Annotated in this window: 9 protein-coding genes; 2 read left to right on the top strand and 7 right to left on the bottom strand. The window is 72.3% G+C overall.

Features of this window, described 5'->3' with window-relative positions:
- Positions 1–19 precede the first annotated feature (19 nt).
- The 5 genes from Cs7R123_RS22890 to Cs7R123_RS22910 form a co-directional block, all read right to left on the bottom strand.
- On the bottom strand, positions 20–1,573 hold the full coding sequence (locus tag Cs7R123_RS22890) for an AMP-binding protein (protein ID WP_212829767.1): 1,554 nt from the start codon (positions 1,571–1,573) through the stop codon (positions 20–22).
- A complete protein-coding gene (locus Cs7R123_RS22895; RefSeq protein WP_212829768.1) occupies positions 1,566–2,762 on the bottom strand; it encodes a cytochrome P450 in 1,197 nt (398 codons plus the stop codon). Before Cs7R123_RS22895 ends, Cs7R123_RS22890 begins: the two co-directional genes overlap by 8 nt.
- Positions 2,763–2,984: 222 nt before the next feature.
- Positions 2,985–3,254 (bottom strand): GlsB/YeaQ/YmgE family stress response membrane protein, encoded by a 270-nt coding sequence (locus tag Cs7R123_RS22900; RefSeq protein WP_212829769.1) that lies wholly within the window; start codon positions 3,252–3,254, stop codon positions 2,985–2,987.
- 79 nt (positions 3,255–3,333) lie between these two features.
- Positions 3,334–3,708 carry a hypothetical protein gene (locus Cs7R123_RS22905; protein WP_212829770.1) on the bottom strand — a complete coding sequence of 125 codons (375 nt, stop codon included), beginning with the start codon at positions 3,706–3,708 and terminating at the stop codon, positions 3,334–3,336.
- Positions 3,709–3,780: 72 nt separating this feature from the next.
- Positions 3,781–4,674, bottom strand: a complete 894-nt coding sequence (locus Cs7R123_RS22910) for a hypothetical protein (protein WP_212834428.1) — start codon at positions 4,672–4,674, stop codon at positions 3,781–3,783.
- A gap of 229 nt (positions 4,675–4,903) precedes the next feature.
- Here Cs7R123_RS22910 and Cs7R123_RS22915 point away from each other — a divergent pair, with 229 nt between their 5' ends.
- A complete protein-coding gene (locus Cs7R123_RS22915; RefSeq protein WP_244872088.1) occupies positions 4,904–7,975 on the top strand; it encodes an AfsR/SARP family transcriptional regulator in 3,072 nt (1,023 codons plus the stop codon).
- 105 nt (positions 7,976–8,080) lie between these two features.
- Entirely contained in the window at positions 8,081–9,712 is a 1,632-nt protein-coding gene (locus tag Cs7R123_RS22920; protein WP_244872089.1) for a bifunctional 3-(3-hydroxy-phenyl)propionate/3-hydroxycinnamic acid hydroxylase, read from the top strand.
- 97 nt (positions 9,713–9,809) lie between these two features.
- Here Cs7R123_RS22920 and Cs7R123_RS22925 read toward each other — a convergent pair whose 3' ends face one another.
- Both Cs7R123_RS22925 and Cs7R123_RS22930 read right to left on the bottom strand, forming a co-directional pair.
- The gene (locus Cs7R123_RS22925) at positions 9,810–11,012 is read right to left on the bottom strand and encodes an FAD-dependent monooxygenase (RefSeq protein WP_212829771.1); all 1,203 of its coding nucleotides are present in this window, start codon (positions 11,010–11,012) and stop codon (positions 9,810–9,812) included.
- Between the two features lie 271 nt (positions 11,013–11,283).
- Positions 11,284–11,868: an Imm1 family immunity protein gene (locus Cs7R123_RS22930; RefSeq protein WP_212829772.1), complete on the bottom strand. Its 585-nt coding sequence runs from the start codon at positions 11,866–11,868 to the stop codon at positions 11,284–11,286.
- Positions 11,869–11,880 lie beyond the last annotated feature (12 nt).

Raw genomic sequence — 11,880 nt, forward strand, 5'->3', positions numbered from 1 at the left:
AGGCCCTGTCCTACACGCGTCAGAGCGCACTCTGCGGCGACACCGACGCCCTCGCCGCACGATGCCTGGCCTTGAGCTCCACCTTGTCGACCTTGCCCAGCGGGGTCAGCGGAAGGCGTCGCGCGATTTCCACCGTCTGCGGCGCCCACAACGAATTGAGTCGCTCCACACACCATTGCCGCAATTCGTCTGTCTCGACGTCGACGCCGGGAAACGGTTGCACTATTGCGTGCACCGCCTCGCCGAGCCGCTCGTCCGGCACGCCGATCACCGCGGCGGCCTGTACGGCCGGATGCGCGGCCAGCACGTCCTCGACCGTGCGCGAGTAGACGTTCGACGAGGTCAGCCCCGTCACGATCATGTCTTTGGCCCGGTCCACCAGGAACAGGTAGCCGTCGTCGTCGAGGTAGCCCAGGTCGCCGGTGTTCAGCCACCCGTCGACCAGGGTCTGCGCGGTCAGCTCGGGCTGGCCCCAGTACCCGGAGGTCATCAGGCGGGCGGCGGCCCACACCTGCCCGACCTCACCGGGCGCGGCGGGCCTGCCGTCGCCGTCGCGGATCTCGACCCGGGACGTGCCGACGGGCCTGCCGCACGAGGCCAGCCGCTCGGGACGGTCCGGGTCATGCTGCGCGGCCGGATACGCGGCGATCAGGGTCGCTTCGCTCATCCCGTACGCGACCAGCAGCACCGGCCCGAACCGCGCCACGGCCTGCGCCAGCCGCGACGGGGCGATCGCGCTGCCCGCGCAGGACAGCATGCTCAGGCTGGAGATGTCGGCGGCGGCCAGGTCCGGGTGGTCGAGCACCTGGTAGAGCATGGGCGGTGGCAGCGTCGCCACAGTGATCCGCTCCCGCTGCACCGTGGCCAGGAACTCCCCGGCGTCGAAGCCGTCGTGCTGGACCAGCACCCCGCCGCTGAACAGCGTGATCAAGCCGGAGGCCTGCTGGCTGGAGTGCCAGAACCCGGCCACGGCCAGCTGCCGCAGCCGCGGGCCGCCGGAGTCGAGCTGCCGCTGCGCGGCCGCGTACACGTTGGCGAAGAAGTCGTGGCGGTGATGCACGAGCTTCGGCCGGCCGGTGGTCCCGCCGGTCTGGAACAGCGACTGCGGCTCGGTGTCCGGCGTCGGCGGCAGCACGGCACCGCCGTGGCCGGTCACGTCCGGCCCCGCGCCGCCCGCGCCGAAGCACAGCACGGGCAGGTCCGGCGCCTGCCGGGCCAGTTCCCGGCCCGGTTCGGCGTGGGTACGCGCGTCGTAGACGAACGCGTCGACCTCGGCCAGCCCGAGGTACTCGGCGCTCAGGCTCGGCGGGGCGTTCGGCGCGATCCACACCGACCGGCAGCCGAGCAGGTGCAGGGCCAGCTGCGCGCACACCGACTCGGGCCGGTTGCCGGCCAGCACCGCCACCGCCGCACCCGGCCGCACCCCGTGCTCCCGCAGCCGCCCGGCCATGCCGAGCACGGCAGAGCGCAGCTGCACGTAGGTGATCCGCCGGTCGCCGTGCACGATCGCCTCGGCGTCGCCGTACTCGGCGAACCGTGCCAGCCCGCTGCGGACGTAGTGCTCATCAGCCATGGCAGGACACCGCCAGCGTGTCGTGCCCGCGCAGGATCAGCGGCTTGGGCGCGCCGCTCACCTGCTCGGCCAGCGCCAGCTTCGGGAACCGCTCGAACAGCGCCGGGAACGCGACCTGCCCCTCCAGGCGGCTCAGCGCCGCGCCGAGGCAGTAGTGCGGACCTAGGCCGAAGCTGAGCGAGCCCGCGTCGGGCCGGGTCGGGTCGAAGCGGTCCGGGTCGGCGAAGCGCGCCGGGTCGCGGTTGGCCGCGCCGATCATGACCAGCACCGCCTCCCCGGCCATGACGGGCAGCCCCTGGACGTCGGCGTCCTGCGGCGCCCAGCGGACCAGGATCTGCACCGGCGGCTCGAACCGGATCATCTCGTCCACGTAGGACGCGACGTTGCCCGCGGTCAGCCCCGCCCGCAGCTCGGGGCGTTCCAGCAGCATCGTCAGCCCGTTGCCGAGCAGGTGGGTGGTGGTCACGAACCCGGCGTTGAACGTCGTGATCAGGTTCGCGACGAGGCCCTCGTCGCTCAGGTCCTCGGCGGCCAGCAGGCTGATCAGGTCGTCGCGCGGATCCTGCCGCCGCTTGGCGACCAGCTCGGTGAAGTACGCACTCAGCTCCCTGGCCGCGGTGTCCGCGCGGACCATGTTGCGCCAGGTCCCGCCGTCGAGTTCGAGGATCGCGCCGATGGCCAGCACCCGCGGCCGGAACCAGGCCAGATCCTCCTGCGGCACGCCCAGCATCTGCGCCATCACGCTGCTGGGCAGCAGGTAGGCGAACTCGCCCATGAACTCGACCGGGCCGTCGGCGGCCAGCTCCGCCAGCCGGTCCAGCAGGCGGTCGGTCAGCGCCGCGACGGCGTCCTCCATCGCGTTGACCCGCCGCGCGGTGAACGCCCCCCCGATCATCTGCCGGACCCGGTCGTGGACCGGGCCATCGGTGAAGAACATCGATTCCCGCAGCATCCACAGCGCCGGGTGCCGCCGCCACTGCGGCGTGGTCAGGTCCAGGTACGCCGCGTCCAGCTGCCGGAACCGGCTGTCCTTGAGCACCTGCGCAACAGCGTCGAATCCGTGCACCGCCACGGCGTAGCCCTGCACGCCGCCGTCCACCGCCACGGCGTCGCCCGCACGGTGCAGACGGGCGTAGAGGGCTGGTGGATCGATACGGCCCTCCTCCGAGAGCAGTGCATTGAGATCCATGGCACAGTTCCTAGCACACCGTACGACGCCCGGAAACGTGCCTTTATCCACAGCGATCTGTTGCCGCACAGGACATCCGCAGGTCGCTCCCGGCCCCCGTATCCGCTGCCGGGAACCGGACAGTGCACGAATGCGCGGGCTGCGGGACGGCTGCGGTTCTCGCCTGAGGAGAAGGTTTCGGCCCGCGGCGGGTCGCCGCGGGCCGAGAGGTCGATGAGTGGGTCAGATCGAAGAACGGCCTCGGACGCCACCGATGAGCGCCACACCCAGCGCGGCCAGGCCGATCTGGAAGACGAGTTCGATCCAGTCGATCCCGTCGGTGACAGCCACTCCCACGGCCTGGGCGATGGCGGTGCCGATCAGCGCGGCAACGATGCCCACGACGATGGTCAGCCAGATCGGCATGTTCTGCCGGCCGGGAACGACCAGGCGTCCCAGCGCGCCGATGACCAGGCCCACGATGATGGCCGAGATGATGCCGGCGACGGTCATGTCCTTCTCCCTTGCGCCTAGGAATCCGCTACGACAATGCACTGCCCCACGGCATCGGGCCGTAAACAACCCGTTCCGATCATGGTGTCGATGAGCGCACCGGTCGCAGCAGATCGAGGTCGGACGGTGGCACAAGGAGGGTCGTCAGCTCGAAGCTGTGGCGGCCCGGGTGTCCGTCGGGAAGCAGGCAGGCGTCGGCCGCGATGCAGTCGTCGCAGCAGAAGGGCAGCTCGACCAGCGACCTCATCCGTCGGTCGCTGTTCCAGGTGATCCACCACGCCGCCTCCTCGTCGGCGCCGATGCTCTGGCAGAACGCGATGTGATCGCTGTCGTGGCCGTGTTCCAGATCGCAGGTCACCCGGTGCGGCAACTGGTACTGCGCCTGCGGCAGCTCAGCGAGGAACACATACTCGGCCTCGGTCAACGCGACGCCGGCAAAGCATCGCAGGAACATGGCAACCTCTTTCACTCGGCTAGATGTCCGGTGCGGCCGAGGTGACGCCCCTGCGTCACCTCGGCCCGGTGCTCAACGACCGCGGTGGCCGTCGTCGGGCATCCGCAGTTTCTGTGTGACGTCGTCGCCCACCGCGACCGCGTCGACATCCGCTTGCGCGCTCTCGTCGCCAGCGGCCATGGCCTGCTCGAGGAAGACCGGCGGCTCCGGCTCCGCCGTCGCCGTAGGCGACTGGTAGACCGTCGAGGTGCGTTGGCCGATGAGCTGGGTGGCGTCCGCCTGGCCGGCGGTGTAGGCGCGGGCGTGCTCGGCCACCCGCCCCGATTCGGTCTGCACCCGCTGCAGCATGCCCTCCCAGCGAGCCTGCATCGGGCGGATCAGGCCGCCACCCACCCCGACGATGAGGATTCCGCCGACGGTCGCGAGGAACGTGATCAGAATCGGGGTGGTGACACTGGTGGCGATGCCGACCTGGTTGAGCGCGGCGATGACGCCCAGGCCGATGATGAACACCGACGCGACATTGGCCAGCGTACGGCCGTAGGAAAGGCCGGCCAGCGCGCTGGACACGATGTCCTTGACCCACGAGGCGATACCCGAGACGACCACGATGATCAGGATCGCGACGAACGCCTGGGGCAGCCACGACACGACGGCGTTGATCACGTCGGAGACCGGGTTGGGTCCCCAGATCCCGAACGCCAGTTGCAGCGTGAACAGCAGCACGGCGTAGTAGACCAGGCGTGCGACCAGGTCCGAGGCGTCGTAGCGGCCGCGGGCCAGGAACGCGGCCACTCCACCGCGTTCGGCCAGCCGGTCGAACGACACCCGCTCCAGGACCTTGTCGGTGAGCATGCGAACGGCGCGGGCGGCGAGCCAGCCCAGCACGAGGATCCCCACGAACGCCAGCGCCTTCGGCAAGAACAGGGCTATCGACCTGACGGTGTCGGTCAGCACCCTCCCCATATCCACGATGTTTCCCCTTCACAGGTCGGATGTGTTCCTTCGCTGGGCCACATGCCCGGTCAGGCGCGGGCGAAACGGACCCGATGCGGCATCGGCCCGCTCCGCATCCTGCGGTCTTTCGGCTGCTCAGTTCGCCAGACTCGTGAGGCGTCACGGCTTGCGCCCGCCGGTCCGGGGTCGGTCACGGGCGGCATTCTCCTAAGATGTCGCCCGTGGACAGTCCCGCCTCATGACCGCGCCCCCGTCCGCCCTGCGGCTGCGCCTGGGCGTGCTGGGCCGGTTGGAGGTGCGGCGCGGCGGCGAGCAGGTGACGATCGGCAGCGGCCGGCAGCGGGCGCTGCTGACCCTGCTGCTGATCCGGCCCGGTCGCTTCGCGTCCGCCGGCTGGCTGGCCGAGGCGCTGTGGGACGGCGCTCCCCCGCCCAGCGCCGAGACGACATTGCGTACCCATGTCGCGGGGCTGCGCCGCGCGCTGGAACCCGGCCGGGCCGCCGGTGCCGAGCCCCAGGTGCTGGTCAGCCGGGACGGCGGCTACCAGCTCGCCATCGGCCCCGACGACGTCGACCTGACCCGGTTCGAGGCGCTGTCCGGGCGGGCCGCCGCCGCGTACGCCACCGGTGACGCGGACGCCGCCGAGCGTGACTGGGCCGCGGCGCTGGGCCTGTGGCGCGGCGAGCCGCTGCCTGACGTCGCCGGGCTGGCCGCCGCCCAACCTGAGGTGGCGCGCCTGTTGGGCTTGCGGGTGCAGGCGGCCGAGGGCAGGCTCACGGCGGCCGTCGAGGCCGGCGGCCACCAGCGGGTGCTGGCCGAGTTGCAGTCGTTCGTGGCCGCGCACCCGCTGCGCGAGGATGCGCGGGCGCAGCTGATGCTGGCGCTGTATCGCAGCGGGCGGCAGGCCGAGGCGCTGGAGGTGTTCACGCAGGGCCACCGCCTGTTGTCGGGTGAGTACGGCCTGGACCCTGGCGAGCGGCTGCGTGCGGTGCACCTGGCGGTTCTCGCGCAGGACCCGTCGCTGGACGCTGCGGCGCGGGGCACCGCGCGCCCGGCCGCGCCGCGGGCCGCCGTGCCGCCGTTGCTCGGCCGGGTGGCGGAGCTGGAGGTGCTGGCCGCGGCGGCTGCCGGCGCGATCGGCGGGGCGGGCCGGGGCGCGCTGGTGGCGGGTGAGGCGGGCGTGGGCAAGACCACCCTGGTCACGCGTGCCGCCGCGGCGGCTGCTCAGGGCGGCGTCCCGGTGGTGTGGGCACGCTGTCCCGCGGTGGGGCAGGCCCCGCCGTTCTGGGTGTGGATCCAGGTGGTGCGGGAGCTGGCCGCGGTGCCGGGCGCCGGGGAGGCGGCTGCCGCGGGTGCGCTGGCCGCGCTGGGCGCGCACGCTCCGGCTGAGGCGCCCGCCGATCCGGCGGCACGGTTTCGCCTGTATGAGGCGGTGGCGCGCCTGATCGACGCCGCGGCCCGTACATCCGGCCTGTTCGTGGTGCTCGATGACCTGCACGCCGCTGATCCCGATTCGCTGCTGCTGCTGCGGTACCTGGCCGGGGCGCTCGCGCCGACCCGGGCGCTGCTGGTCGCGACCTCGCGGCCGTACGAGCACGATCCCGGCCTGGTCGCGGCGGTCGCGGAGCTGGCCCGCACGCCGGGCTTCGCCCGGCTGGACCTGTCGGGGCTGGACCAGGCGGCGCTGGCAGTGCTGATGCGCCAGGAGACGGGTGTCGAACCGGACCCGGACGCGGTCGGCGCGTTGCTGGCCCGGACGGCAGGCAACCCGTTCTTCGCCGTCGAGGTGCTGCGCCACGGTGGAACGGGCGAGCTGCCACCGACCGTCCGGGACACGCTGCGGCTGCGGCTGGACGCCCTGCCGGGCCCGGCGCGCGGCTGCCTGGACGTGCTCGGAGTCGCCGGGCAGGATCTGGCGGTGCCTGTGGTGGCCGAGGTGCTGGGTGTGCCCGCGGCGGAGGCGGCCGACGCGCTGCTGCCCGCGTATGCGCAGCGGCTGGTGGCCGAGACGGGGCCGGGGCGGATCGGGTTCACCCATCCGCTGTTCGCCGAGGTCGGCTATGCGGTGCTGGCGCCGCCGCGGCGGGCGGTGCTGCATGCGCGGCTGGCTGCGGCGCAGGAGCGGCTGGGCGGGGCGGCGTCGGCGGAGATCGCCTACCACTACGGGCACGCGGCGAGTCTGGGATATGCGGATGAGCACCTGCGGTGGCTGCTGCGGGCGGCCGACGACGCGACCCGGCGGCTGGCCTACGTGGATGCGCTGGCGCACCTCGACCTCGCCGCGGCACGGCTGGCCGGGCAGAACGGGACAGCAGGCGAAGAGCTGGCGGTGCAGCTGCGGCGGGCGGCGCTGCTGCAGGTCACGGTCGGGATCGGCAGCGACGCCGTGGACCGGGTCTGCGCGCGGGCGCGGGAGCTGCTGGGCCGGGTGCCGCCGGGGGCGGACCTGTCCTCGGCGCGGTGGATGCTCGGCGAGCTGGCCGCCAACCGGGCCGAATACGCGATCTGCCTGGAGCTGGCGGCGCCGCTGGCCGCCGACGACCTGCCGCTGACTCGTGCCGCCGGCGCGTACCTGCTGGGTGCGGCCTACTATTTCCTGGGGCGGCTGGCCGAGTCCGAGCAGCACCTGACGACCTCGGCGGAACTGCTGACCGGGATGGACCCGCAGGTGCTGGGGCGGGAGGTGGCCCGGCGGCCGGCGCTGGCGGCGTACAACTTCCGGGCGCTGGTGCGGTCGCTGCGCGGGGACCGGGCCGCCGCCGAAGCGGACCTGGTGGCAGCTGCGGCGCTGGCCGAGCGGCTCGATGACCCGTACGGCCGGGCCAACGCCCGCCTGTACGCGGCGTGGCTGGAGTGGCAGGAGCTGGAACCGGTGCGGGGCCACGCCGCCGCGCGCCGGTTCCGGGAGTTGGGCGTCGCGTACGGCATGCCGCATTTCGTCACCACCGCCGAGCTGTTCGCGGCGTGGGCGGCCGTGTACGCCGGGGACCTCGCCCAGCGGGAGCGGATGCGCACGGCATACGAGGGGCTGTACCGGCTGGGGCTGCGGGCCACCCGCACCGTCTCCTTGGGCGCGATGGCCAACGCCCACCTGGCCGTCGGTGACCGCGCGGGCGCGGCCCGGCTCGCCCAGGAGGGCCTGGACCTGGCCGACCAGACCGGCGAGCGGGTGTTCCTCGCGGAACTGCTGCGGGTGCGGGCGCTGGCCACGGGCGACCCGGCCGGCCTGTCCGCCGCTGCCGCCGTCGCCGCCGAGCAGGGCGCCTGGCTGCTCGCCGGGCGTGTCGCGGCGGTGTCGCCGCCCGCCTGAGGTCGTGGCCGTGTGGAGGGGCCGCTCCACGCGGGCTCCACGTCGCCTCCACGGGCGGCGGATGTACTGGGCACGTCGTGTTCGCTGACCTGTGAAGGAGAACCCGTGTCCACCCCCGTGAGCCAGGCCGACGTCGAGGTGCTCGTCGTCGGCTGCGGTCCTGTCGGCGCGCTCACCGCGAACCTGCTGGGCAGGCGCGGCGTCACCACCCTGGTGGTGGAGAGCAGCCTCGAACCGCACGGCCAGCCCCGCGCCTTCTCCTGTGACGACGAGGCGCTGCGGATCTACCAGCAGGCGGGCCTGCTGGCCGAGGTGCGCGACGGGATGCGCAGCGCCGGGCTGGTCGACTACACCGACGGCGCCGGCCGGCCGTTCGCGCAGATCACGCTGTCCGACGTGGACTTCGGTCTGGGCTACCCGCCGCTGCAGTTCTTCGACCAGCCCCGGCTGGAGCAGGCGCTACGGGCCGGGCTGGGCCGGTTCCCGCACGTGGAACTGCGGCTCGGGGTGGCGCTGGAGGCCCTGCACGCCGACGCCGACGGTGTGACCGCGCGGCTGCGTGACCTGACCGGCGGCCGCACCCGGCAGGTGCGGGCCAGGTATGTGCTCGGCTGCGACGGAGCGCGCAGCACCACCCGGGCTCTGGCCGGTATCGAGCTGCGCGGCTCGAAGTATGAGGAGCCGTGGCTGGCCGTGTCCGGCGACCTGCCGCCGGACGCGGTGCGGCTGGACCGGACGCGGTTCGTGTGTGACTGGCGGCGGCCGGCGTTCGTGTCGCCCGCGGCCGACGGCGGCTACCGGCTGGAGTTCATGCTGCGTGCCGGCGAGACCGCCGCGCAGGTGGAGCAGCCTGCGGCGGTCGCCGAACTGGTGGCGCCGTATGTCGACCCGCAGCGGTTCCAGGTGCGCCGGGCCGCGGTCTACACGTTCAACCACCTGGTCGCCGAGCGGTGGCGGGCCGGGCGGGTCTTCCTGCTCGGTGACGCCGCGCACCAGATGCCGCCGTTCATGGGGCAGGGTCTGTGCAGCGGGCTGCGGGACGCGGTCAACCTGGTGTGGAAGCTGGACCTGGTTTTGGGCGGGCGGGCCGGTGAGCCGCTGCTCGACACGTACGAGCAGGAGCGGCGCCCGCACACCGAGGAGATGGCCCGGATCACCGTGCAGGTGGGGCGGATCTTCCTGGCCCGCAGCCGGGCCGGGGCGAAACTGCGCGACGTGGTGCTGCGCGGGGTGCAGCTCGTGCCGCGGGTGCGCCGTTTCGTGCGACGGTTCGAGTTCAAGCCGCTGCCGGTGCACCGCCGCGGCTGGCACGTCGGCGGCCGTCCGGCAGGGACGATGTTCCCGCAGCCGCAGGTGGCCGTGGCAGGCGGCGTGGGTACGGTGCCGCTGGACGAGGTGCTCGGGGACGGGTTCGCGGTCGTCGGGCCCGCGGTGGGTCCGGCCGTGGCTGCCGACCCGGGCTGGCGCGGCCTGCCGGTGCGGTTCGTGCGGGTGTGCGCGGCGGGGAGCGCACCGGGTGTGTTCGACGGCGACTACCGCGAGGTGGCCGACGTGGACGGGCGGCTGGCGCAGTGGTTCGCCCGGCATGGTGCCGGGCTGGCTGTGCTGCGCCCGGACCGGTTCGTGTACGCCGTCGCCGCGGAAGGGGCGCCTTCGGAGCCGCTGAGCCGGACCCTGGCCGCCGCGCTGGCCGCCGACGGCCGCGGCGAGGCGGTGCGGCCGGTGGTTCGGGGCTGACCACGGCCAGGGTCGGGCTATGCGGATGTCGATGTCGAGGGCCGATACGCGATGCCTGATCCCGCCGGAGGCGCCGCCTGTCGCCGGTCGGGATGGGTCAGGCTGCTGCCGGGCCGTGGTAGTCCGGCAGGACGATCTTGTCGGCCGGTGGTGACAGGACGCGTTGGGCGAGGCGCTGCAGGGTCGGTTTCGCGGCGGTGGCCAGCAGCGTGTTGAGCACCCCGATGCCCAGGCGGCTGCGGGGGTGGGCGATGCGTGGGGTGAACGGCGGCAGGTGCTGGGCCTGGGCCACGTACGGGCGCATGACCCGCTCATAGGCCAGCAGCGCGTCGCGGTGCCCGGTGCGGGTGGCGAGTTCGCCGGCCAGCACGTACGCCCCGACCAGGGCCAGGCTGGTGCCCATGCCGCTGATGGGTGAGGCGCAGTATCCCGCGTCGCCGAGCAGGGCGACCCGCCCCCTGCTCCAGCGCGGCGCGTGCACCTGCCCGACGAGTTCGCAGTAGAACTCCTCGGCGCCGTCGAGTGCGCGCAGCACCCGCGGTGCCTCCCAGCCGACGCCGGCGAAGACGCGGCGCAGCAGCGCCTTCTGCTCACCAGGGGGCAGCCGCTCGTAGCCGCGGGGCGGGCACAGGAACGACATCAGGGCCCGGGTCGAGCCGAGGTTGTCCGGGCGCAACGCGACGACCCGGCCGCCGGGTGCGTTGTGCCAGCGCGCCCACGAGCCGTCGGAGGCGGCGCGGGGGATGGTCAGATACGACGTGTACAGGCCGAGCGGCACCACCCGCGCCTCAGCGCCGAACACCAGCCCGCGGGTGGTGGAGCCGATACCGTCGGCCGCTACGACCAGGTCGAAGGACTGCGCGGGCCCGCGCGCGAACGAGACCCAGACGTCGTCCTCGCGATCGTCGACGGCGGTGATGCGGTCGCCGAAGACGTACTCGGTGTGCTGGCGGGTGCGGCCGTACAGCAGCCGGGCCAGCTCGCCGCGCAGGATCTCCAGTTCGGCGACGAAGCCCTCCCCGCCGAACGCCGCCGCCGCGAACGCCGCTTTGACGCGGTCGCGCGCGTCGACGAAAGCAACCCCGTCTTCGCCGGTGGAGGCGGCCCGCACCGCCTCCTCGATGCCCATCCGCCGGGCGACGGTGCGTCCCGCCCCGCGTAGGTCGACGGTCTGACCGCCCGGGCGGATACCGTCATGGCGCTCCACGACGACCGAGCTCATCCCGTACTCGTGCAGCCAGTAGGCCAGCGCGGGACCGGCGATGCTCGCACCAGAGATCAGAACCCGGCGGCCGGCCATCGGTGTCCCCCTCCGTCACCCCTACCCTGCAGTGTCGCGGACCGGGTGCAGCCGATCCAGTGACGCGGCCGTCTCACTCGGTCATCTGGCCTGATGAACGGCGCCGGCAAGACCTGGCGGTAGATGACGTACGTGATCGCGGGCGGCCCCGACGCGGGGACTGCCACTACCGGGTGAACCCTGATCGGACCGCCGACCACGTCAGCCTCGGCCACACCCGCCTCATGTAGAGAGGTTTTCCTGACCGACCATAGGTCCCTTTAAGATCGCGCTAGGCCCATGGATCGTCGACGAAACAAATGCCGTCAACAACGTCCGATCTAGTTTCGTCGGCCCTTCTTCCGGCAAGATCGCCTTCGGCCCACTGGATGCTCTGAGGCCTCCGGCCTGTTCCCGCTCGACAGAATTCCAATAGCGCATTCTCTACTTCGCTGACCTGAATAGTGCTGCGAGGCGAATGGAACGTCGGAAAGCCTGGATCGGCAACCACTCGAGGGTCAAAGCTGGGCGGCACAGGATTCTCAGAGACCCAAATATCGCCATATCCATCAGAATCGCGGAGAGGTTCTCCCTCGGCAAACCAGATGAGAGCGCCAAACTGCGTCGACCTGTTGACCGAAACACGCAAGAAGCTGGTTGGACGACGCGCAATCTCATCGCCTTCATTTTCGTAACGCGTTTCTGCGAAGCAAAACCAGGCGTCCTCGCCAGGAGACACCCAAGGGCTCGCTGAATCTTCGAACGCGAGATTAGCCATGACTCGCGAGACCAGGTCAAGCATTTCATGCCTGGTCTCGCCATGGTGCCATTTACCACGAGAGGCACCGCCGTCACGGAAAAAGACGTTCAGAATCAAGATGGGCCTCCT

Source organism: Catellatospora sp. TT07R-123 (genome assembly GCF_018327705.1).
Taxonomy (GTDB): Bacteria; Actinomycetota; Actinomycetes; order Mycobacteriales; family Micromonosporaceae; genus Catellatospora.

Bases quoted from the DNA above. Each gene is read 5' to 3' on its own strand.
- Cs7R123_RS22890 (WP_212829767.1), bottom strand. From the start codon at position 1,573: ATGGCTGATGAGCACTACGTCCGCAGCGGGCTGGCACGGTTCGCCGAG.
- Cs7R123_RS22895 (WP_212829768.1), bottom strand. From the start codon at position 2,762: ATGGATCTCAATGCACTGCTCTCGGAGGAGGGCCGTATCGATCCACCA.
- Cs7R123_RS22900 (WP_212829769.1), bottom strand. From the start codon at position 3,254: ATGACCGTCGCCGGCATCATCTCGGCCATCATCGTGGGCCTGGTCATC.
- Cs7R123_RS22905 (WP_212829770.1), bottom strand. From the start codon at position 3,708: ATGTTCCTGCGATGCTTTGCCGGCGTCGCGTTGACCGAGGCCGAGTAT.
- Cs7R123_RS22910 (WP_212834428.1), bottom strand. From the start codon at position 4,674: ATGGGGAGGGTGCTGACCGACACCGTCAGGTCGATAGCCCTGTTCTTG.
- Cs7R123_RS22915 (WP_244872088.1), top strand. From the start codon at position 4,904: ATGACCGCGCCCCCGTCCGCCCTGCGGCTGCGCCTGGGCGTGCTGGGC.
- Cs7R123_RS22925 (WP_212829771.1), bottom strand. From the start codon at position 11,012: ATGGCCGGCCGCCGGGTTCTGATCTCTGGTGCGAGCATCGCCGGTCCC.